The 22,582-nt window shown below is 71.5% G+C and carries 16 protein-coding genes and 4 tRNA genes; 12 read left to right on the forward strand and 8 right to left on the reverse strand.

The window, feature by feature from the left end:
- Positions 1–429: a nuclear transport factor 2 family protein gene (locus tag ACFCY7_RS17570; protein WP_376485861.1), complete on the reverse strand. Its 429-nt coding sequence runs from the start codon at positions 427–429 to the stop codon at positions 1–3.
- 65 nt (positions 430–494) lie between these two features.
- Here ACFCY7_RS17570 and ACFCY7_RS17575 point away from each other — a divergent pair, with 65 nt between their 5' ends.
- From ACFCY7_RS17575 to purM, 4 genes are all read left to right on the forward strand, one after another.
- Positions 495–1,283 (forward strand): sterol carrier family protein, encoded by a 789-nt coding sequence (locus tag ACFCY7_RS17575; RefSeq protein WP_376485862.1) that lies wholly within the window; start codon positions 495–497, stop codon positions 1,281–1,283.
- 102 nt (positions 1,284–1,385) lie between these two features.
- On the forward strand, positions 1,386–2,198 hold the full coding sequence (locus ACFCY7_RS17580) for an META domain-containing protein (protein ID WP_376485865.1): 813 nt from the start codon (positions 1,386–1,388) through the stop codon (positions 2,196–2,198).
- 216 nt (positions 2,199–2,414) lie between these two features.
- A complete protein-coding gene (gene purF / locus ACFCY7_RS17585; RefSeq protein WP_376485868.1) occupies positions 2,415–3,941 on the forward strand; it encodes an amidophosphoribosyltransferase in 1,527 nt (508 codons plus the stop codon).
- Between the two features lie 73 nt (positions 3,942–4,014).
- Positions 4,015–5,082, forward strand: a complete 1,068-nt coding sequence (purM, locus tag ACFCY7_RS17590; protein ID WP_376485870.1) for a phosphoribosylformylglycinamidine cyclo-ligase — start codon at positions 4,015–4,017, stop codon at positions 5,080–5,082.
- Between the two features lie 173 nt (positions 5,083–5,255).
- Here purM and ACFCY7_RS17595 read toward each other — a convergent pair whose 3' ends face one another.
- Positions 5,256–5,510, reverse strand: a complete 255-nt coding sequence (locus tag ACFCY7_RS17595; protein ID WP_019887615.1) for a DUF3073 domain-containing protein — start codon at positions 5,508–5,510, stop codon at positions 5,256–5,258.
- Positions 5,511–5,812: 302 nt separating this feature from the next.
- On the reverse strand, positions 5,813–6,904 hold the full coding sequence (locus ACFCY7_RS17600) for a Leu/Phe/Val dehydrogenase (protein ID WP_376485872.1): 1,092 nt from the start codon (positions 6,902–6,904) through the stop codon (positions 5,813–5,815).
- A gap of 155 nt (positions 6,905–7,059) precedes the next feature.
- On the opposite strand from ACFCY7_RS17600, the gene ACFCY7_RS17605 reads away from it, so the two are divergent.
- Both ACFCY7_RS17605 and bldC read left to right on the forward strand, forming a co-directional pair.
- The gene (locus tag ACFCY7_RS17605) at positions 7,060–7,920 is read left to right on the forward strand and encodes a hypothetical protein (protein ID WP_376485874.1); all 861 of its coding nucleotides are present in this window, start codon (positions 7,060–7,062) and stop codon (positions 7,918–7,920) included.
- Between the two features lie 581 nt (positions 7,921–8,501).
- Positions 8,502–8,708 (forward strand): developmental transcriptional regulator BldC, encoded by a 207-nt coding sequence (gene bldC, locus ACFCY7_RS17610; RefSeq protein ID WP_003949541.1) that lies wholly within the window; start codon positions 8,502–8,504, stop codon positions 8,706–8,708.
- 573 nt (positions 8,709–9,281) lie between these two features.
- Here bldC and ACFCY7_RS17615 read toward each other — a convergent pair.
- A tRNA-Asp gene (locus tag ACFCY7_RS17615) sits at positions 9,282–9,355 on the reverse strand.
- A gap of 110 nt (positions 9,356–9,465) precedes the next feature.
- On the reverse strand, positions 9,466–13,440 hold the full coding sequence (gene hrpA / locus ACFCY7_RS17620) for an ATP-dependent RNA helicase HrpA (RefSeq protein WP_376485876.1): 3,975 nt from the start codon (positions 13,438–13,440) through the stop codon (positions 9,466–9,468).
- Between the two features lie 76 nt (positions 13,441–13,516).
- Between hrpA and ACFCY7_RS17625 the strand changes: the two genes are divergently transcribed.
- Positions 13,517–14,263 (forward strand): DsbA family protein, encoded by a 747-nt coding sequence (locus ACFCY7_RS17625; protein ID WP_376485879.1) that lies wholly within the window; start codon positions 13,517–13,519, stop codon positions 14,261–14,263.
- Complete coding sequence (locus ACFCY7_RS17630; protein WP_376485882.1) at positions 14,260–15,102, forward strand: cytochrome c biogenesis CcdA family protein; 843 nt, start codon at positions 14,260–14,262, stop codon at positions 15,100–15,102. The genes ACFCY7_RS17625 and ACFCY7_RS17630 overlap by 4 nt, the downstream gene beginning before the upstream one ends.
- Positions 15,103–15,259: 157 nt before the next feature.
- On the opposite strand, the gene ACFCY7_RS17635 is transcribed toward ACFCY7_RS17630, so the two are convergent.
- From ACFCY7_RS17635 to ACFCY7_RS17645, 3 genes are all read right to left on the reverse strand, one after another.
- Positions 15,260–15,333 (reverse strand) — tRNA-Phe (locus ACFCY7_RS17635).
- Between the two features lie 22 nt (positions 15,334–15,355).
- Positions 15,356–15,429, reverse strand: a tRNA-Asp gene (locus ACFCY7_RS17640).
- Positions 15,430–15,468: 39 nt separating this feature from the next.
- Positions 15,469–15,541: transfer RNA gene (locus ACFCY7_RS17645), tRNA-Glu, on the reverse strand.
- A gap of 104 nt (positions 15,542–15,645) precedes the next feature.
- Here ACFCY7_RS17645 and ACFCY7_RS17650 point away from each other — a divergent pair.
- The 4 genes from ACFCY7_RS17650 (at position 15,646) to ACFCY7_RS17665 (ending at position 22,484) form a co-directional block, all read left to right on the forward strand.
- Entirely contained in the window at positions 15,646–15,996 is a 351-nt protein-coding gene (locus tag ACFCY7_RS17650; protein ID WP_033208941.1) for a metallopeptidase family protein, read from the forward strand.
- A gap of 99 nt (positions 15,997–16,095) precedes the next feature.
- The gene (locus tag ACFCY7_RS17655; RefSeq protein ID WP_376485885.1) at positions 16,096–16,764 is read left to right on the forward strand and encodes a hypothetical protein; all 669 of its coding nucleotides are present in this window, start codon (positions 16,096–16,098) and stop codon (positions 16,762–16,764) included.
- Between the two features lie 197 nt (positions 16,765–16,961).
- Positions 16,962–19,187, forward strand: a complete 2,226-nt coding sequence (locus tag ACFCY7_RS17660; protein WP_376485888.1) for a DEAD/DEAH box helicase — start codon at positions 16,962–16,964, stop codon at positions 19,185–19,187.
- A gap of 195 nt (positions 19,188–19,382) precedes the next feature.
- Complete coding sequence (locus ACFCY7_RS17665; protein ID WP_376485891.1) at positions 19,383–22,484, forward strand: FG-GAP-like repeat-containing protein; 3,102 nt, start codon at positions 19,383–19,385, stop codon at positions 22,482–22,484.
- The last annotated feature ends 98 nt before the right edge of the window (positions 22,485–22,582 follow it).

Genomic DNA, 22,582 nt, shown 5'->3' on the forward strand with positions numbered 1-22,582 from the left:
TCAGGTGCCGGTGGCCGCCGGGCCGCCGAGGGAGTAGAAGGCGTCGAGCTCGGCGATGTCCTCGACGCATTCGTCGATGTCGGAGACCTTGCCGCCGATGATGGTGAAGAAGAGGGCGCCGGGCATCTCGATGCCGCGGTCGCCGTGCTCGGCGAACCACGTGTGGTTCGCGATGGCGTGGCCGCGTCCGTCGACACAGATCCTGCCGAGTTCGACGCGCATCGTGCCGCCGGTGTACTCGGCGAGCTCCGCGTACATCGCGAGGATGTTGTCCCGGCCCTTGAAGTGCCCGCCGAACCGGGTGCTGCCCGGGGCGTGGTGGGTGCAGTCGCTGGTCATCATGGAGCCCAGGGTCTCCATGTCGCCTGTCTTGAACGCGTCGTAGCCCTGCCGCACCAGGGCGGCATCGGGGTGCTCGTGATGGGTCATGGTCCCGTCGCCTGCTTTCGCTGCGATTGGCTCCGTCCTTCCAGTCTCGGGGCTAGCCTCTGCCCATGCCACCTGCCAAGAAGCGCACCCGCAATTACGACTCCGCCAGGATCCGGGCCGCCGTGAGCGCCCAGTTCGGGAACGTGCGGAAGGCGGTGGCCGCGCTCACGCCCGAGCAGCTCGACGGGCCGACGCGGTTGGGGGAGTGGACGGTACGGGATCTGGTGGCGCACCTCGCGTGGATGGTGGAGTCCGTCCCGCTGCTGCTCGCCGCGCCCGAGCCGGCGGTGCGGGAACTGGCCCTGCTCGACTGGCCGTCGGTGACGGCGACGGGGGCCGAGCGGATCGACGAGCACACCCGGGGGATCGACGCGGCGGATCCGGTGGGGCTGTGCGCGCGGGTGGCGGAGGAGTACGAGCGGGCGGTCGCCGGGGCGGGGGACGAGCGGCTGCTGCCGGTGAGCTTCGGCGCGATGACGCTCGGGGACTTCCTGGTGACCCGGACCGTCGAGCTCGTCGTCCACACCGACGACCTGAACGCGGCGACCGGCGCCGGCATCCCGTACGACCGCCAGGCCCTCGCCGCCTGTACGAGGCTCCTCGCGGACACGCTCGCGGTGCGGGCGCCGGGCGGGGCGGTGGAGGTCCGCGTCCCGCCGTACGCGGTGGTGCAGTGCGTGGAGGGCCCCCGGCACACCCGGGGCACCCCGCCGAACGTGGTCGAGACGGACCCGCTGACGTGGATCAGGCTCGCGACCGGCCGGTCGGAGTGGGCGGTGGAGCTGGACGAGGCGCACGTCAGCGCGAGCGGCGAGCGGGCCGATCTGAAGGATCTGCTGCCCCTCATGGGCTAGGCCGTCTCCTTCGGATCTTGCCGGGCTTGCGAGATCCGAAGGAAAGGCCCAGCCGCGCACCGGGTGCCGGAACCGTACGGCCGGCCGTTCCGTCCCATCGGCATGCCGAAGCCACGCGCAGTCGCCGTCCTGGTCCCGCTCCTGCTGCTCACCGCGTGCGGTACGGAGGGGGGTGGGGGTGCCGGTTCGGGTGCGGGCGCGGTCCAGCCGGATCTGCCGGTGGTGGGGACGCACTGGTCGGTGGAGGCCGTGACGGTCGACGGGCGCAGGTCGGCCGCTCCCGACGGCGCGCGCGTCGACTTCGAGGAGGGCCGGGCCCGGGGGAACAGCGGCTGCAACACGTTCGGCGCCGCCGTCACGGTGAAGGGCGACACGCTGACGGTCGCCCCGGGCGAGGTGACCGAGATCGGCTGTCCGGCCGACGCCCGGCGCTTCGAGGCGGACTTGCTGAAGGCCTTCTCCGGCTCGCTCAAGGGGACGCTGAAGGGCGACGCCCTGCGGCTGGCGTCGGTGGACGGCCGGAACGGTCTGGAGCTGACCGCCGAGCGGGCCGTCCCGCTGCGCGGCACCACCTGGAAGGTCGACGGGCTGGTCTCCGGGGACACCGTGTCCTCGCTGCCGGCGGGGAGCGAGGGCAAGGCGCGGATCGTCCTGGGCGAGGACGGGCGGGCCACCGGGAACCTGGGGTGCAACGGCTTCTCCGCGACCGCGCGCGTGGACGAGGGGAGTCGGACGCTCACGGTCGAGGGTCCGGCGGCGACCACCCGGATGATGTGCACGAGCCCGCAGATGGCCCTGGAGACGCGGCTGTACGAGCTCCTCGACGGCCCGCTCGCGTATCGGCTGAACCACCGAACGCTGACCCTCACGGACGCGTCCGGGGAGGGCCTCACGGCGACGGCGAGCGCCCCCTGAGCAGGCGCCGACTGCGAACTCCGTCACATCGCGAGAGGGCTCCCGGCCTGGTACGAGCGTCCGCTCTCCGGCGCCCGGGGGCCGGAATCCCTTCGCGCGCCTGACTCGTAGGCCCCTCCAAGTCCGAAACGATCATTTGGTGTGATCGCACGAGCGGAGGGGAGGCCGGTTTTCCTCAATTCGGACCAGTGGTCGAGCCCGTCTACACTCGGAAACGTGCCACGTGGTGACGGTCGACTCAATCACGACCTGCTCCCCGGTGAGAAAGGCCCCCAGGACGCTTGTGGCGTCTTCGGTGTCTGGGCTCCGGGTGAAGAGGTCGCAAAGCTCACGTACTTCGGGCTCTACGCCCTCCAGCATCGGGGCCAGGAATCCGCGGGTATCGCGGTCAGCAACGGCTCCCAGATCCTCGTCTTCAAGGACATGGGCCTCGTGTCCCAGGTCTTCGACGAGACCTCTCTCGGTTCCCTCCAAGGTCATATCGCGGTCGGTCACGCCCGCTACTCGACCACCGGGGCGTCCGTGTGGGAGAACGCGCAGCCGACGTTCAGGGCAACCGCCCACGGCTCGATCGCGCTCGGCCACAACGGCAACCTGGTGAACACGGCGCAGCTCGCCGAGATGGTCGCGGACCTGCCCAAGAAGGAAGGCCGCTCCACCCGTGTGGCGGCCACCAACGACACCGACCTCCTCACGGCGCTCCTCGCCGCCCAGGTCGACGAGAACGGCGAACCGCTCACCATCGAGCAGGCCGCCGCGAAGATCCTCCCCGATGTCCGGGGTGCCTTCTCCCTCGTCTTCATGGACGAGCACACGCTCTACGCCGCCCGTGACCCGCAGGGCATCCGCCCGCTGGTCCTCGGTCGACTGGAGCGCGGCTGGGTGGTCGCGTCCGAGTCCGCCGCCCTCGACATCTGCGGCGCGACCTACGTCCGCGAGGTCGAGCCGGGCGAGATGATCGCGATCGACGAGAACGGCATCCGCACCTCGCGATTCGCGGAAGCGAAGCCCAAGGGCTGTGTCTTCGAGTACGTGTACCTGGCCCGCCCGGACACGGACATCGCCGGCCGGAACGTCTACCTCTCCCGCGTGGAGATGGGCCGCCGCCTCGCCAAGGAGGCGCCGGTCGAGGCCGACCTGGTGATAGCGACGCCGGAGTCCGGTACCCCGGCCGCGATCGGCTACGCCGAGGCCTCGGGCATCCCCTTCGGCGCCGGCCTGGTGAAGAACGCCTACGTCGGGCGCACCTTCATCCAGCCCTCGCAGACCATCCGCCAGCTCGGCATCCGGCTGAAGCTGAACCCCCTCAAGGACGTCATCAAGGGCAAGCGCCTGGTGGTCGTCGACGACTCGATCGTCCGCGGCAACACCCAGCGCGCCCTGGTCAAGATGCTCCGCGAGGCCGGCGCGGCCGAGATCCACATCCGGATCTCCTCGCCGCCGGTGAAGTGGCCCTGCTTCTTCGGCATCGACTTCGCGACCCGCGCGGAGCTGATCGCCAACGGCATGTCGATCGAGGAGATCGGCAAGTCGCTGGGCGCGGACTCGCTCTCGTACATCTCCATCGACGGGATGATCGAGGCGACCACCATCCAGAAGCCCAACCTCTGCCGTGCCTGCTTCGACGGCGAGTACCCGATGGAGCTTCCGGACCCCGAGCTGCTCGGCAAGCAGCTCCTGGAGACCGAGCTGGCGGCCGGCCCGGCCGCGACCGCGGCCTCCGACGCGCTCCGGCGCCCGTAAGACCCCCGCCGCCCGCGTCGCCTCGGCGGCGCGGGCGGTACGAGCAGCACGACGACACGAAAGCTCTGAACCCATGTCTCAGACCACCGGTGCCAGCTACGCCTCCGCGGGCGTCGACATCGAAGCGGGCGACCGCGCCGTCGAGCTCATGAAGGAGTGGGTGAAGAAGACGCAGCGCCCCGAGGTCCTCGGCGGCCTCGGCGGTTTCGCCGGCCTCTTCGACGCCTCCGCCCTCAAGCGCTACGAGCGTCCGCTGCTCGCCTCGGCGACCGACGGCGTCGGCACGAAGGTCGACATCGCCCGCCAGATGGGCGTGTACGACACGATCGGCCACGACCTGGTCGCGATGGTCATGGACGACATCGTCGTCTGCGGCGCCGAGCCGCTCTTCATGACCGACTACATCTGCGTGGGCAAGGTCCACCCGGAGCGGGTCGCCGCCATCGTCAAGGGCATCGCCGAGGGCTGCGTCCTGGCGGGCTGCGCCCTGGTCGGCGGCGAGACGGCGGAGCACCCGGGCCTCCTCGGCCCGGACGACTTCGACGTGGCCGGCGCCGGCACGGGTGTCGTGGAGTACGACCGGCTGCTCGGCGCGGACCGGATCCGTTCGGGCGACGCGGTCATCGCCATGGCCTCGTCGGGTCTTCACTCCAACGGGTACTCGCTCGTCCGGCACGTGGTCTTCGACCGCGCGGGCATGACCCTCGACCAGCAGGTCGAGGAGCTCGGCCGGACGCTCGGCGAGGAGCTCCTGGAGCCCACGAAGATCTACTCGCTGGACTGCCTGGCCCTCACCCGGACCACGGACGTCCACGCGTACAGCCACATCACGGGCGGCGGCCTGGCCGCCAACCTGGCCCGGGTCATCCCGGACGGCCTGCACGCCACGGTGGACCGTTCGACCTGGACCCCGGGCGCGATCTTCGACCTGGTCGGCAAGGCCGGTCAGGTGGAGCGCCTGGAGCTGGAGAAGACCCTGAACATGGGCGTCGGCATGATGGCCGTCGTGCCGGCCGAGTCGGTGGACGCGGCGCTGACGACGCTCGCGGACCGCGGCGTCGAGTCCTGGGTCGCCGGCGAGATCACCGAGCGCGGGGCGCACACCACGGGTGCCGAGCTGGTCGGGGACTACGCGAAGTAGGAACCGCGGGACAGCACGCGACGGGGCGCTCCAGGCGGGGCGCCCCGTTCGCGTTCCGTACGGGCTCCTCCGCGTGCCCGACGCGGGCGGCCCCGACGCGGACGGCCCTGACGCGGACAGCACGGAAACCCGGCCGGGTGGCTCCCCGGACCGGGTTTCGGTGATTCAGAAGGTCAAGCGCGACGCGGCGACGCAGCAGGACCGGACTCGTCGTCCTCGTCCTCGTCGTCCGTGTTGTAGAGATCCGCGTACTGGGCGTACGGGTCGTCTTCCTCGTCGTCGTCCTCGAACGGCTCGCCATTCGGCGGCTGGCTCGAAGTCGATGCGCCCAGCTCATTGGCCAGACGCGTCAGGTCCGTCCCGCCGCTGCTGTACTTCAGCTGGCGGGCGACCTTGGTCTGCTTGGCCTTTGCCCGGCCGCGCCCCATGGCTCGACCCCCTCGGTGACGGGGCTCGGTGGCCCCAGAGTCTTGACACGCGTTCATGATTCGGAACGGACTCTCGAAAGAGAGACCGGTCCGTAGGGCTTCAACGGTACCTGTTTCCGCGGGTCTACGGTACGCCGCGCGCATCACATACCCCGGTACAGAACCTTCGAGGTGCCCTCTCCTCGCTGGTCAATCGCGATTTTAACCTCTTCTGGAGGGCCGACCCGCCGAGGGGAGTGAGTGAAGTCTCCCCGGTGACGGGCCGGCCCCGGGCGCGGCGCCGTGCGCGGCACCGTCACGGCTCAGCCGCGCCGGGCCTCCGCCATGCGCTGCTCGGCGATCCGGTCGGCCGCCGCGGCCGGCGGAATGCCGTCCGCCTTCGCACGTGCGAAGATCTCCAGGGTGGTGTCGAAGATCTTCGTCGCCTTCGCCTTGCAGCGGTCGAAGTCGAAGCCGTGGAGCTCGTCGGCCACCTGGATCACGCCGCCGGCGTTGACCACGTAGTCGGGCGCGTAGAGGATCCCGCGCTCCACGAGGTCCTTCTCGATGCCGGGGTGGGCGAGCTGGTTGTTGGCCGCGCCGCAGACGATGCTCGCGGTGAGGAACGGCACGGTCTCGCCGTTCAGGGCGCCGCCCAGCGCGCAGGGCGCGTAGATGTCGAGGCCCTCGACGCGGATCAGCTCGTCGGTGTCGGCGACCACGGTGACCTGCGGGTGCTTGTCGGTGATCCGGCGCACCGACTCCTCGCGGACGTCGGTGATGACGACCTCGGCGCCGTCCTCGAGGAGGTGCTCGACGAGGTAGTGGCCGACCTTGCCGACGCCCGCGACGCCGACCTTGCGGCCGCGCAGGGTCGGGTCGCCCCACAGGGTCTGCGCGGAGGCGCGCATGCCCTGGAAGACGCCGAAGGCGGTGAGGACGGAGGAGTCGCCGGCGCCGCCGTTCTCGGGGGAGCGGCCGGTGGTCCACTTGTTCTCGCGGGCGACGACGTCCATGTCGGCGACGTAGGTGCCGACGTCGCAGGCCGTGACGTACCGGCCGGCGAGGGAGGCCACCATGCGCCCGTAGGCGAGCAGCAGCTCCTCGGTCTTGATCTTCTCCGGGTCGCCGATGATGACGGCCTTGCCGCCGCCGTGGTCGAGACCGGCCATGGCGTTCTTGTACGACATGCCGCGGGAGAGGTTGAGCGCGTCGGCGATCGCCTCGGCCTCGGTGGCGTACGGGTAGAAGCGGGTGCCGCCGAGGGCGGGGCCCAGGGCGGTGGAGTGGAGGGCGATGACGGCCTTGAGGCCGGATGCGCGGTCCTGACAGAGGACGACTTGCTCGTGGCCACCCTGCTCCGAGTGGAACAGAGTGTTCAGTACGTCGACAGGAACGCCGGTCACATCGGTCACGGTGGTGACTCCCAAGTACGAAGCGGCGGTTTCGGCCCTCCCTGTGGGTGGGGGAGGACCAGTTCGGCAAGAGAGTAAGTCCTACCTGGGCGTAGATCGGCCGCAGTGCCGAGGATCACCCCCTCCCGGAGTACCTCCGTGGAAGGATTTGCGACATGTCGGTCACCTCCACGGTCCCCGTTCCCTACGCCTCCTACCTGCGGGTGTACGAGCCGCTGGCCGCGTTTCCCGAGCCGGAGCGGAGCCACTGGGCGCGGTACGCCCGCCGGCAGCGGACCCCGGGGGCGCAGGAGGAGCTGCGGCGGTCGCTCGCGGACCTGCTGCCGATGCCGCCGGTGCCGGTGCCGGTCCACGAGAGCGGCGAGGCGTTCGTCGCGCACCTGGACGGGGTGGTGGTGATCTGCCCGTGGCGGACCCGGCTGCGGGGGTGGCTGGCGATCCGGGAGCTGGTGGCGGAGGGGTATCCGGCGGCGGTGCTCGACGCGATGCTGCCGCCCGTGGTGCGGGGTCAGGTGGCCGGCGACTTCGAGCGGTGGCTGGGCCGGAACCCGGACGCGCGGCCGTGGATCCGTACGGGCGTGTGGCACGTGCCGCTGCGCTGGTTCGCGCTCTTCGGGGACGAGGACCGGTCGTACGAGCCGGGGGTGCCGGGAAGCGCGGAGGAGGGCTGGGCGCCGGTGCTGCGCTACCGGACGACGATGGCGCAGGCGCGGCGGCGGCTGGCGCGGGCGCTGCGGGCCCTGCGGGACTCCGTGGACGACGGTCCCATGACGGAGGGTCTGATCGACGTGGGGCGCTGGCTGGAGGAGTTCCATCCGCGGGCGCTCGTGGAGCTGGACTTCGGCGGCCTGGTGCACGTGGTCACGTCGGAGTGGCTGGCGGAGGACCGGTCGGCGGCGCAGCTCGCGGAGGGGTTGGCGGCGCTGCGGGCCGGGGACGGCGAGGCGGCGAGCGAGGCGTACGGGCGGCTCGCGGAGCGGTGGCGGGCGGTCAGGGACCTGCGGTTCGCGAACTGACATCAGTCGGGCATCTTCGTCAGGTCGGTATCGACAAGACATGTCCGGCCGGTGTAAATGATCTTCAACACTTCCGGATTCCGGGGCTCCGGTGTCTTTCTCTTCGGCGCCCCGGGCCTTTCGGCACTCATGGGGTGGGGACGTTGGTCCCGATCCGGGCCTTTGGCTCAAGCGTGACGGACAGCACTTACCGCACCCTTGCGTCCATCACCCACCCTCGTGCCAAAATAGGACAAGGAGTCCGGGGAGGGTTCCTTCCGCCCAAGTATGGGCGGAACGCTCAGCATTGCACTCTATGGGGGGTCTGAGGACTCCTGATCACCCTGTGACTGATCGTCACAGTGGTGTGACTGTCCGTTATGGCATGGTCCATCGACTTCCGCCGCTGATGAACACCTGCGAGGGCAATTCCATCGGTTTGGCCGACGTGGCTGGACGGATGGTGTAGTTGTAGTGCCGAGGACAAGCCGTTCGTCCTATAACCGACTCGGCCCGCTTCTGCCATTTCGGGCAAGGCGGGTCAAGGTGCAGAATTTAGAGGAAAGAACCGAGAAGGTTCGGTTCTCCCGAGGAGGCCGCTCATGACCGCTCGCACCCCTGATGCCGAGCCGCTGCTGACCCCTGCCGAGGTTGCCACGATGTTCCGTGTCGACCCGAAGACGGTGACCCGTTGGGCGAAGGCGGGCAAGCTCACGTCCATCCGCACCCTGGGTGGGCACCGCCGTTACCGCGAGGCCGAGGTTCGCGCACTGCTCGCGGGTATTCCGCAGCAGCGCAGCGAAGCCTGAGGCTCGCTCAGCACCCTGCAACACCCCGTAACACCGGGCACGTCCGGGTCCCCCAATCCGGTCGCCCACCCCTAGCACTGCCGACGGGCTCCTGCCCCAACAGGTCTCCGTCAACGATCGCGCTGGACTCCGCCGGGTCCGGCGCGATCTTTTTTGTGTCCGGCGCCACTCCTCGATGGGTGGTGCAATTGCACATATTAAATCGGGCCGGTGTAGGAGGGGTGTAAGTGAAGGGGTTTCTGAAACTCTTTCAGTGACACCCGTCACACTCGCGAAGCCTTGCCAAGGAACAGCCTGCCACCCCGGGGATCGCCCCCAACCCGCCGTTGGTCATGGGTCGGTGGGACTTTCGTCCCGCGTCGCCGACCGCCCCGGCCCGGACGCCCGCAGGGCCCCGTGGCGGCCGCGGGAGGAGGCCGGCGACCCGGAAGGGCGGCCCGGCGCGACGAAGCCGCCAGGCGGGCGCACAGCCCCGCCGTCCCGGGGGCGGGCACGGCAGGGCGGCGAGGGTGTCACGGGCGCCACGGGAACACGACGAAGGCCCGCATCGTGTGATGCGGGCCTTCGTGAAAGCGATCCTGACGGGACTTGAACCCGCGACCTCCACCTTGACAGGGTGGCGAGCTAACCAACTGCTCCACAGGACCTTGTTCGCAACCGCTGCGAAGTGGCTGCGAGGAAGACTGTACAGCAGGTCAGCGGTCTGGTCGAACTCGGCGCCGAAGGCGGCGGCGGCCGGGCCCCGGGGCGCCCCCGGTCAGGGCGCCGCCGCGTCGATCGCCTTCACGATCCGCTTGTCCGAGATCGGGTACGCCGTGCCCAGCGCGTGCGCGAAGTAGCTCACCCGCAGCTCCTCGATCATCCAGCGGATGTCCGTGACCTCGGTCGGCACCGGACGGCCCTTCGGGAGCTGTTCGAGCAGCCAGGCGTACTCGTCCTGCATCTCCCGGACCTTCTCCATCCGGGTGGTGTCCCGCTGGACCCCGGTCGGCATCTGCTGGAGCCGCCGGTCCACCGCCACCAGGTAGCGCATCAGGTCGGGCAGCCGCTTGAGCCCCGTACGGGTGACGAAGCCGGCCGGCATCAGCCACGCCAGCTGCGCCCGCACGTCGGTCAGGTTGTCGATCAGGGCCAGGCTGTTCGTGGACTTCAGCCGGCGCTCGCACGCCTGCCAGGCCGCCAGGATCTGCTGGACCTGGCCCACCGTCCGCACCGTCGTGTCCACGAGGTCCGCGCGGACCTTGTCGTACAGCTTCCGGAAGGACTCCTCGTCCCAGGCCGGGCCGCCGTGGTCCGCGATCAGCTTGTCGGCGGCGGCGGTGGCGCAGTCGTCGAAGAGGGCCTGGATCGAGCCGTGCGGGTTCGCGGACAGGGCCAGCTTCTGCTGGTTGGTGAGCTTGTCCGAGGCGAACTTCGCCGGGTTCACCGGAATGTTCAGCATGATCAGCTTCCGGGTGCCCCGCCACATCGCCTGGGCCTGCTCGGCCTCCGTGTCGAAGAGCCGGACGGCGACGGTCGCCCCCTCGTCCACGAGCGCCGGGTACGCCTTGACCGGCTGGCCGGCCCGGCGGGCCTCGAAGACCTTCGTGAGGCTGCCGATCGTCCAGTCCGTGAGCCCCGTGCGCTCCAGGGAGGGCCCGGAGCCGTCCGGGCCGCCCGTGGCCGCCGCGGCGGCCTGGGAGAGGGCCTTGCGGGCCTTCGGGCGCAGCTGCAGCCGCAGGGTCTCCAGGTCCTTGTCCTCGGCGAGCTTGCGGCGCCGCTCGTCGACGATCCGGAAGGTGACCTTGAGGTGCTCGGGGACCTTCGCCCAGTCGAAGTCCTCGGCCGTGACCGGGACGCCGACCATCCGCTGGAGCTCGCGGGCGAGCGCGCCCGTCAGCGGCTCCTGGACGGGGACGACCGCGTCCAGGAAGCGGCCGGCGAAGTTCGGCGCGGGCACGTAGTGGCGGCGGATCGGCTTCGGCAGGGAGCGGATCAGCTCCGTGACGACCTCCGCGCGCAGGCCCGGGATCTGCCACTCGAAGCCGTCGTCCGTCACCTGGTTGAGCACCTGGAGCGGCACGTGGACGGTGACGCCGTCCGCGTCCGCGCCGGGCTCGAACTGGTACGTCACCCGGAACTTCAGCGCGCCCTGCCGCCACGAGTCCGGGTAGTCGTCCTTGGTGACGGCCCCCGCCTTCTCGTTGATGAGCATCTCGCGCTCGAAGTCGAGGAACTCCGGCTCGTCGTGGCGCTTGTGCTTCCACCAGGAGTCGAAGTGGGCGCCGGACACGACGTGTTCGGGGACGCGCTTGTCGTAGAAGTCGAAGAGCGTCTCGTCGTCGACGAGGATGTCCCGGCGCCGGGCACGGTGTTCCAGCTCCTCGACCTCGGTGAGCAGCTTGCGGTTGTCCGCGAAGAACTTGTGGTGGGTGCGCCAGTCGCCCTCGACCAGCGCGTTCCTGATGAACAGGTCGCGGGAGACCTCCGGGTCGATCCGGCCGTAGTTCACCTTGCGGTCGGCGACGATCGGGACGCCGTACAGCGTCACCTTCTCGAAGGCCATCACGGCCGCCTGGTCCTTCTCCCAGTGCGGCTCGCTGTACGTCTTCTTCACCAGGTGCTGCGCGAGCGGCTCGATCCACTCGGGCTCGATCCGGGCGTTGACCCGGGCCCACAGGCGCGAGGTCTCCACCAGCTCCGCGGACATGACGAAGCGCGGGGGCTTCTTGAAGAGCGCGGAGCCGGGGAAGATCGCGAACTTGGCGTTGCGGGCACCCAGGTACTCGCCCCGGCCGCCCTCGCGGCGGGAGCCGTCCTTCGCCCCGTCCTTGGACTCCTTCACGTCCTTCAGGCCGACGTGCGAGAGGAGGCCGGAGAGCAGGGACACGTGGACGGACTGCTCGGGCGCGTCCTCCTCGTTGAGGTGGATGCCCATCTGCTTGGCGACCGTGCGCAGCTGGCTGTAGATGTCCTGCCACTCCCGGATGCGCAGGAAGTTCAGGTACTCCTGCTTGCACATCCGGCGGAAGGAGCTGGAACCGCGCTCCTTCTGCTGCTCGCGCACGTACCGCCACAGGTTGAGGAAGGCGAGGAAGTCGCTCGTCTCGTCCTTGAAGCGGGCGTGCTGCTGGTCCGCCTGCGCCTGCTTCTCGGACGGCCGCTCGCGCGGGTCCTGGATGGACAGGGCCGCCGCGATCACCATGACCTCGCGGACGCAGCCGTTCTTGTCCGCCTCCAGGACCATCCGGGCGAGCCGGGGGTCCACGGGCAGCTGGGAGAGCTTCCGGCCCTGCTGGGTCAGCCGCTTCTTCGGGTCCTTCTCCGCCGGGTCGATCGCGCCGAGCTCCTGGAGGAGCTGCACGCCGTCCCGGATGTTGCGGTGGTCCGGCGGGTCGATGAAGGGGAACTTCTCGATGTCGCCGAGGCCGGCGGCGGTCATCTGGAGGATGACGGACGCCAGGTTCGTCCGGAGGATCTCCGCGTCCGTGAACTCTGGACGGGTCAGGAAGTCGTCCTCCGAGTACAGCCGGATGCAGATGCCGTCCGACGTACGGCCGCAGCGGCCCTTGCGCTGGTTGGCGCTGGCCTGGCTGACCGGCTCGATCGGGAGGCGCTGGACCTTGGTGCGGTGCGAGTAGCGGGAGATGCGGGCGGTGCCCGGATCGATCACGTACTTGATGCCGGGGACGGTCAGGGAGGTCTCGGCGACGTTCGTCGCGAGGACGATCCGGCGGCCGGAGTGGGCCTGGAAGACGCGGTGCTGCTCGGCGTGCGACAGGCGTGCGTAGAGCGGGAGGACCTCGGTGTTCCGCAGCTGCCGCTTGAGGAGCGCGTCGGCGGTGTCGCGGATCTCGCGCTCGCCGGAGAGGAAGACCAGGACGTCGCCGGGGCCCTCGGACTGGAGCTCGTCGACGGCGTCGCAGATCGCGGTGATCTGGTCGCGGTCCGACTCCTCGGAGTCCTCTTCGAGGAGCGGCCGGTAGCGGACCTCGACCGGGTACGTCCGGCCGCTGACCTCGACGATCGGGGCGTCGCCGAAGTGGCGGGAGAACCGCTCCGGGTCGATCGTCGCGGAGGTGATCACGACCTTGAGGTCGGGGCGCTTCGGGAGCAGCTGGGCCAGATAGCCGAGCAGGAAGTCGATGTTGAGGGACCGCTCGTGGGCCTCGTCGATGATGATCGTGTCGTAGGCGCGCAGCTCGCGGTCCGTCTGGATCTCGGCGAGCAGGATGCCGTCCGTCATCAGCTTCACGAAGGTCGCGTCGGGGTTCACCTGGTCGGTGAACCGGACCTTCCAGCCGACGGCCTCGCCGAGCGGGGTCCGCAGCTCCTCGGCCACGCGCTCGGCGACCGTGCGGGCCGCGATCCGGCGGGGCTGGGTGTGGCCGATCATGCCCCGGACGCCCCGGCCGAGCTCCAGGCAGATCTTCGGGATCTGGGTGGTCTTTCCGGAACCCGTCTCACCGGCGACGATCACGACCTGGTGGTCGCGTATCGCCTCCAGGATCTCGTCCTTCTTCTGCGAGACGGGCAGCTGCTCGGGGTACGTGACCGCGGGCACGCGGGAGGCGCGCCCGTCGACGCGCTCCTTGGCCTTGGCCGCCTCGGCGGCGATCTCGTCCAGGACGGCCGCGCGGGCCTCGGGCTTGCGGATGCGGCGGGCGCCTTCGAGACGGCGGCCGAGCCGGTGGGAGTCCCGCAGCGAGACCCCGGCCAGGACGGACTGGAGGGCGGCGAAGGAAGTAGACATACGGGATCCAGGATCGCACCTGTGGCCGAGAAGCGGCGAACCGATTTCCGAGCGGGGCCGTATCTATCGTTCTCGCATGTCCAACCCCACGTCCAAGCCCACGTCCACGTCCAAGCAGGTCCTGATCGTGTCCGGGGTGGCGGCCGCCGCCGTGCTCCTCGGCGTCGTCTCGTACACCGCGACCCGGCCGTCGTCGCCCGGCGCCGCCGGCTCCTCCTCCGTCGCGGAGGTCTCCGCCGACCCGTCCGCCGGCGTCTACCCCGACCTGGAGGCCTACGCCCGCCGGGACGCCTCCGACAAGCTCGCCCTGGGCCGGGCCGACGCGCCCGTCGTGCTCATCGAGTACGCCGACTTCCAGTGCGGCTACTGCGGCAAGTTCGCCCGGGACACCGAGCCCGTCCTGGTGCGGAAGTACGTCGCGGACGGCACCCTGCGCATCGAGTGGCGGAACTTCCCGATCTTCGGCGAGGAGTCGTCGGCCGTCGCCCGCGCCTCCTGGGCGGCCGGGCAGCAGGGCAGGTTCTGGGAGTTCCACAAGGCCGCCTACGCCGAGGGGGCCAAGGAGAAGGGCTTCGGCAAGGAGCGGCTCGCCGCCCTGGCCGAGGAGGCGGGCGTCCCGGACGCGGCCCGGTTCGCGAGGGACAGCGAGGGGGAGGCGGCCCGCCGGGCCGTCCTGGAGGACCAGAAGCAGGGGTACGCGCTCGGCGCCACCTCCACCCCGTCCTTCCTGGTCAACGGCCGGCCGATCGCCGGCGCCCAGCCCCTGGAGGCCTTCACGGAGGCCATCGAGGCGGCGGCGAAGACGGCGAAGGCCGGGCGGTGACCTCCGGCATCGGCTACTTCGCCGCGTTCCTCGGCGGTCTGCTCGCCCTCCTCAGCCCGTGCAGCGCCCTGCTCCTGCCCGCCTTCTTCGCGTACTCGATCGACACGCGCGCGAAGCTGGTGGCGAGGACCGGCGTCCTCTACGCGGGCCTGGCCACCACCCTCGTCCCGCTCGGCGCGGCCGGCTCCCTCGCGGGCCGGTTCTTCTACGGCCACCGGGACCTCCTCGTCACCGCCGGCGGCTGGCTGATCATCGGGCTCGGCGTCCTCCAGCTCCTCGGGCTCGGCTTCGCCTCCCGCCGGGTCGCCGAGGCGAGCGGCCGGATCCGCCCCACGTCGGCGCTCTCCGTCTACGCCCTCGGCCTGGTCTACGGCCTCGCGGGCTTCTGCGCGGGCCCGATCCTCGGCAGCGTCCTGACGGTGGCCGCGCTGAGCGGCAGCCCGGCGTACGGCGGACTGCTCCTCGCCGTGTACGCCCTGGGCATGGCGGTCCCGCTGTTCGTCCTGGCGCTGCTCTGGGAGCGGTACGACCTGGGCCGGCGGCGCTGGCTGCGCGGCCGGCCGGTCCGGCTCGGCCGCCTGGAGGTCCACTCCGCCTCGCTGCTCTCGGGCCTGTTCTTCGTGGCCCTCGGCGCGCTCTTCCTGGTCTTCGACGGGACGACGGCGCTGCCGGGCCCGCTGTCGGTGGACCAGTCGTTCGCGGTGGAGGAACGCGTCGCCGCCCTCGGCCGCGCGGTGCCGGACTGGGCGCTGCTCGTCGCCGTACCGGCCGTCGTGGCGCTCGTGTTCGCCGTGCGGGGCCGCCGGGCGGGCCGGGCGCCGGAGCGCGAGGAGGCGTGACGGGCCGGGGAAGGGGCGCGGGCCCCTTCCCCGTACGGCCGCTTCCCCGTTTCCGGGAGAACTTCCGGGAACCCCTCGGGGAGACCTTCCGGGAGCCTTCCGGGGACTTCCGGGAAACGCAGAAGGCCCCGTTCTTTCGAACGGGGCCTTCTCCTTGTGGCTGGGGCCGGGGTCGAACCGGCGACCTATCGCTTTTCAGGCGATCGCTCGTACCAACTGAGCTACCCAGCCACGAGACTGTTTCCAGCCTCAGCGAACCTGACGGGACTTGAACCCGCGACCTCCACCTTGACAGGGTGGCGAGCTAACCAACTGCTCCACAGGTCCTGGCTATGTGCGAGCACTAGTCTCGCACACGGTAATGCGTACCCCCAACGGGATTCGAACCCGTGCTACCGCCTTGAAAGGGCGGCGTCCTGGGCCACTAGACGATGAGGGCTAAGGGCCCACCTGCGCGCTTCTCAGCGCGTCGGGGACGTCTGAAGCATATGGGATGCCGGCCGGTATCGCCAAAACGGTTTCCTCCCGGGGGAGAATGGGCCCGTGCTGGAGATGACGCGCGAGGAGTTCGAGGAGCTTGTCGCCGAGGCCCTGGACCGGATCCCGCCGGAGCTGACGCGGCTGATGGACAACGTCGCCGTGTTCGTGGAGGACGAGCCCGCCCCGGACGATCCGGAGCTGCTCGGGCTGTACGAGGGGACGCCGCTGACCGAGCGGGGCGAGTGGTACGCCGGAGTGCTGCCGGACCGGATCACGATCTACCGGGGGCCGACGCTGCGGATGTGCGAGTCCCGCGAGGACGTGGTCGCGGAGACCGAGATCACCGTGGTGCACGAGATCGCCCACCACTTCGGCATCGACGACGAGCGGCTGCACGCGCTGGGCTACGGCTGAGCCCTCCGGGCGGCATCCGGGCGTGTCCCTTGTGGCGCAAAGGGAGTTGGGCAGGGTGACGCGTTCCGTTCCTGCCTGTTGTGTCCTGGAGGTGCCCCCGTGCGCCATTTGCCCACCCCGGTGAGATGGGTCGCCACCGCGCTGGCCGTCGCGGCCTGCGCCGGTCTGAGCGGCTGTATGAGTGTCAGCGACGAAGGGGCGAAGCCGGCGCCCGGCGCGTCCGGGGGGAAGCAGGGCGTGGCGTCCGAGTCCGGCGGCGGTGCCGACGGCTCGGCCGGGGGCGGCGGCTCCTGGAACGGCCGGCCCGGCCGGGACGGACCCGAGGCGGCCGGAGCGGGTTCGGAGTCACCGGTGCCGAGCGGCTCGCCCTCAGGCACGGCGAAGCCCTCCGCGGGCGCGGTGCTGCCGGTCGAGGGCCCGGGCGGCCCCGACGGCTCGCCGAAACCGCAGCCGACGGGCGGCCACCAGGGCCCGGGCGGGGCGAACGGCGGCGGGAACGGGGACAACGGCAACGGGAACGGCAACGGCAACGGGAGCGGCGGTCCGGGGGGCGGCGGGGCCACCCCGACGCCGGAACCGACCGCGCCGAGCCCGGAGCCCACGCCCGAGCCGACGGTCCCGACGCCCGAGCCGACCCCGGAACCGACCTCGAACCCCACCGATCCGCCGCCGTCCGGCGCCGACACCCAGCTGGGCGCGATGCGGGCGGCGGACGGGCCGGGGGCGCCGTCGGAGCCGGCGGCGTCACCGCAGGTCGGACCGGTGTGACGTAGTCCGATTTGCCATAGGTGAGGGAGAGTCCGTATGGTGGTAGATCGCTTGATCCCATTGCCCGGCGCCGACACAGAAGAGCGCCGCGTGGCGCGTACTCTCCCTAGCCGTGGCTGACCGCATTGAGGCGGTCGTTTGCGAAATCACGGAGTTGACGGGCGCGTGCCGAGACTCCGGAAGGTTTCGCATTTCGCATGTCCATTTTCAGTTCTGACCACGCCGTCATGCCCGAGAACGACGAGATCGTCGAGGCCGTAGAGGCCACCGAGATCGCCGAGCTCGAGGCCGACATCATCGTCGACGAGGTCCTCGACGCCGACACCGACTCCCTCGACGCCGACTCCTTCGACGACGAGTCCGAGGAGTCCGCGGAGTCCGACGAGCCCACCATCACCTTCGGCGACCTCGGTCTGCCCGAGGGCGTCGTGCGCAAGCTCGCCCAGAACGGCGTCACCACCCCCTTCCCGATCCAGGCCGCGACCATCCCGGACGCCCTGGCCGGCAAGGACATCCTCGGCCGCGGCCGCACCGGCTCCGGCAAGACCCTCTCCTTCGGTCTGCCGCTGCTCGCCACCCTGTCCGGTGGCCACACCGACAAGAAGAAGCCCCGCGGCGTCATCCTCACCCCGACCCGTGAGCTCGCGATGCAGGTCGCGGACGCCCTCCAGCCGTACGGCGACGTGCTCGGCCTCAAGATGAAGGTCGTCTGCGGCGGTACGTCCATGGGCAACCAGATCTACGCCCTGGAGCGCGGCGTCGACATCCTCGTCGCCACCCCGGGCCGTCTCCGCGACATCATCAACCGCGGCGCCTGCTCCCTCGAGAACGTCCAGATCGCCGTCCTCGACGAGGCCGACCAGATGGCCGACCTGGGCTTCCTGCCCGAGGTCACCGAGCTGCTCGACCAGGTCCCGGTCGGCGGCCAGCGCCTCCTCTTCTCCGCCACCCTGGAGAACGAGATCGACAGCCTGGTCAAGCGCTACCTGGTGGACCCGATCACGCACGAGGTCGACCCGTCCGCCGGTGCCGTCACCACCATGACCCACCACGTCCTCGTCGTGAAGCCGAAGGACAAGGCGCCGGTCACCGCCGCCATCGCCGCCCGCAAGGGCCGCACGATCATCTTCGTCCGCACCCAGCTCGGTGCCGACCGCATCGCCGAGCAGCTGCGCGACGCCGGTGTGAAGGCCGACGCCCTGCACGGCGGCATGACCCAGGGCGCCCGTACGCGCACCCTGGCCGACTTCAAGGACGGCTACGTCAACGCGCTCGTCGCGACCGACGTCGCCGCCCGAGGCATCCACGTCGACGGCATCGACCTGGTCCTGAACGTGGACCCGGCCGGCGACCACAAGGACTACCTGCACCGCTCGGGCCGTACCGCCCGTGCCGGCCGCTCCGGCGTCGTGGTCTCCCTGGCCCTGCCGCACCAGCGCCGCCAGATCTTCCGCCTGATGGAGGACGCGGGCGTCGACGCCACGCGCCACATCGTCGGCGGCGCGGGCGCGTTCGACCCGGAGGTCGCCGAGATCACCGGCGCCCGTTCGCTGACCGAGGTCCAGGCCGACTCCGCGAACAACTCGGCCAAGCAGGCCGAGCGCGAGGTCGTCGACCTGACCAAGCAGCTGGAGCGCCTCCAGCGCCGTGCCGTCGAGCTCCGCGAGGAGGCCGACCGCCTGGTGGCCCGCGCCGCCCGTGAGCGCGGCGAGGACCCCGAGGCCGCCGTGGCCGAGGTGACCGAGGCCGCCGAGGCCGAGGTCGCCGCCGCTGCCGTCGAGGCCGAGCGTGCCGCGCGCATCGAGGAGCAGCGCCGCGAGGAGCGCCCGGCCCGCGACGAGCGGGGCAACTACGAGCGCCGTGACCGCGGTGGCGACCGTGGCGGCTTCCGCCGCGACGACCGTCCGTCCGGTGGTTTCAACCGTGACGACCGTGGTGGCGACCGTGGCGGCTTCCGTCGCGACGACCGTCCCTCCGGTGGTTTCCGTCGGGACAACGACCGTCCGTCCGGCGGCTTCCGCCGCGACGACCGTCCGTCGGGCGGCTTCAACCGCGATGACCGCGGTGGCGACCGTGGCGGCTTCCGCCGCGACGACCGTCCCTCCGGTGGTTTCAACCGTGACGACCGCGGTGGCGACCGTGGCGGCTTCCGCCGCGACGACCGTCCGTCCGGTGGCTTCAACCGCGACGACCGCGGCGGCCGCCCCTTCGAGCGCCGTGACAACGACCGTCCGACCGGCGGCCACCGCGGCAGCGACCGTCCGTTCAACCGCGACCGTCGTGACGACCGTCCCTCCGGCGGCTTCCGCTCCGGTGGCGGCGACCGTCCCTTCGGCCGCCGTGACGACCACCGCGGCACCGGCTCGACCGGCGGCTCCTTCGGCCGCCGCGACGACAAGCCCCGCTGGAAGCGCAACGGCTGACCTGCCGTGAACCGCTGAACGAACCTCAGGGCCCGCCCCGCACTTCGGTGCCGGTGCGGGCCCTGAGTCGTACCCGCGTGCGACGGGATACGCTCAGCCGGTCGACGTGGGTGGGAAGTGCCGGCCAGGGGGCCCGGCGGAGGCTTCCGCCCCCCGATGTCCGCACATCAGGTTGCCCTGGGGAGGGACCTCTCTTTGTCTCGTTTCGCACGCGCGCGGCACTCCCGCGCGCGTCTCGCCGTCCTCGCCACCGCACTGCTCGCCTCGGGTGCCGTGCTGCCGCCCGTCGGGGCCGCGCAGGCGTCACCGATCGTGGGGATCGACCAGCTCGACGTCGCGCCGAACTGGCGGGCCGTGCCCCGGCAGGAGACCGTCACCGCGGTCGGCCCCACGGGGTACGTCCACGAGACGGAGGGCGCCGGCGGACAGCTGGAGTGGACGGACTTCACCGCCCCCGCGAAGAGCGTTCCGCTGGGGTACGACAAGGGGTTCCTGCCCTTCGCCGAGTCCGGCACCGCCGGCCGCTGGGCGTACGTGCAGCACGGCGCCGGCACCCACTACCTCCGCGACCTGACGGACGGCACCGAGCGGCCGTTCACCGTGCCGCGCGACGCGAGCTACCGGGGACTGCTCGGCGACACGCTGCTCTTCCAGCAGTACGCCTCCGCCGACGACTCCTCCACGACCCTCGGCTACTACCTGGTGAGCGCCGCCGACCCGGACGGGGCCCGCACGCCCGTCACCGGCTGGCCCGAGGGTGCCGGGCTGCACCGCGCGCGGCTCGCGGCCGGTGACGACTCCGTGGCCGTGATCCGCTTCGGCCGGTCCGCCGACCCGTACGCCTACGACTTCTCCGACCTCGGCGTCGTCGACCTGCGCACCGGGCAGATGACGGTGATCGCGGCCCCCACCCCGGAAGGGAGCGTGCTCGTCGCGCCGGTGGCCGTGAGCCCCGACCGGATCGCCTGGATCGACAAGGACCGCACCGTCCACGTGCGGCAGCGCGCGGCCCTGACCGGCGCCGAGCAGACGGTCGTCCTGCCCGAAGGCCTGAGCACCGCCCGCGTCGCCCTCGTCGGCGACTGGGTCCTCGCGCTCGGCGACGCCTCCGGCACCGACGCCTCCCTGAAGCGGCGGCTCGTCGCGCTGCACCCCGACGGGCGGAGCCGGACCCTGCTGGAGAAGGCCGAGGCCGAGCTCACCCAGGTCGCGGGCGGGGGCGTGGCCGTCGTCGGCGGTACGTCGTCCTCCGACTGGTCCCTCCTCAAGGCCGTCCCGGCGAAGGACGGCGGCGCTCCGCTCCTGGAGAAGCTGCGCCGGCTGGAGCCGCTGCCGGCCGAGGTGCGTTCGCTCGCCCTCGGCGCGGGCCGGCTCTCCACCCTGGAGACGGGCACCGCCCAGGGCAGCGGCTTCTACGGACGTACGCCGCTGCCGGTCGGGCCGGTGCACACCGGTCACCCGCAGCCGCTGTGGGCGGGCGCGGAGGCGAAGCAGCTGGAGAGCGCCACGCCGCTGCTCGACAACGGGGACGGCCGCACGGTCTACCTGGCCCGTGACGCCTCCCGGCCGCTGGAGGTCACCGCCCGCACCTCCGACGGTCAGGTGAGCCGGGTGTACACCGGTGAGGCGAACGGCCGGATCACCGACGCCTTCGGCCGGCGCGCGGTCTTCCAGGGCGGCGCCCGGACGCTCGTCGTGGACCTCGACGCGCAGAGCGTCGTCCGCGAGACGCCGTCCGCGCCGGCGGCCCTCTGGGGCGACACCCTGTACGCGGGCTCGACCGCGGCGGGCGAGGTGACGCGTACCGACCTGGCCACCGGCAAGGACCTCGGCAAGGTCACGACCGGCGCGGCGTGCGTCCCGACGGAGCTTCAGGCGGCCGCGGGCCGCTGGCTGTACTGGGCGTGCGGGTCGGCCCAGCAGGGCGTGGTCGACCTCAGGACGAACACGAAGCTGCAGCTGTCCACGGGAGCGGCGGGCAACGCCCTCCTGGGCGACGGCTACGTCGTCGACCGGGACGCCGGCGACTACCTCCGGCTCACCGACCTGACCAAGGTCACCAGCGGCAAGCCCGCGGTGCGCAGGCTCGTCGACGCCGCTCCCGTGCGCGGCGCCCGCCGCGAGTCCTGGACCGTGGACCGCTTCGGCGGGGCCGTCGCGTACAAGGACGCCGAGAACCTCGTCCACGTCGTGTGGACCGGTGTCCCCACCTCCGACCTCACCGCCGCCTCGGCGAAGGTGTCCGCGACCATGCGGCTGCAGGACGGCTGGAAGGCGTCCTGGGCGCTGTCCAAGCCCTCGTCGTACTGGCAGCTGACGCTGCGTGACCTGTCCGGGAACCCGGTCCGCGCCTACGGGGGCGGCGAGACCCGGAGCCGCATCGACGTGTCGTGGGACGGCAGGACGGCGGCGGGGAAGAGCGTCGCGAACGGCCGGTACACCTGGCACCTGCAGGCGAACACGGCGGACGGGCAGGGCGGCGACCTGTCCCTGAACGGCACGGTCACCGTCTCCGGCGGGCAGCCGGCCTGGCGTGACATGGCCGGGAACGACGGCCAGGGCGACCTGCTCGCGATGGACACGGCGGGCCTGGTGTCGATGTACCGCGGCGACGGGTACGGCGGTCTTTCCGCGCGGATGACGGGCACGGGCACGAAGTTCCCGACCACGTCCGTCCTCGTCCCGTTCGGCGACGTGAACGCCGACGGCTGCGCGGACGTCCTCGCCCGCGTCGGCGACCAGCTGCGGGCCTACCGGCCGGGCTGCGGGAAGGTCGTCGCGGCCTCGTCGCCGTACACGGCGCTCGGCTCCGGCTGGGGCCAGTACGACATCCTGACGTCCCCGGGCGACGTGAACGGCGACGGGTTCACCGATCTGATCGCCCGCCAGACGTCCACCGGCGACATGTACCTGTACGCCGGTACGGCCGACCACCGGATGAAGCCCAGGGTCCGCTTCGGCACCAACTGGAAGCTGTACAAGAAGGTCGTCGGCGCCGGCGACCTCAACCGCGACGGCCGCGGCGACCTGCTCGGCATCGACGCCTCCGGTGTGCTCTGGCGCTACTACGCCACCGCCACCGGCGGCTTCGCCCCCCGCGTCAAGGCCGGTACCGGCTGGGGCGCCTACACCTCCGTGGTCGGCACGGGAGACCTCTCCGGCGACGGCTGCGCGGACCTCACCGCCCGCGACACCTCGGGCCGGCTCTACTCCTACGACGGCACCTGCACCGGCGCCTACGGCCCCCGCATGCTCATCGGCTCCGGCGGCTGGAACACGTACAAGTCCCTCTTCTGATGCCCCCCCCCCCCCCCCCCCAACCCCCCCCCCCCCCCGGGCCCCCCCCCCCCCCCCCGGGGCCCCCCCCCGCGCCCCCCCCCCCCCCCCCCCCCCGC

Origin of the sequence: Streptomyces sp. NPDC056361, from assembly GCF_042262805.1 — a bacterium.
In the GTDB taxonomy this organism is placed as follows: Bacteria; Actinomycetota; Actinomycetes; order Streptomycetales; family Streptomycetaceae; genus Streptomyces.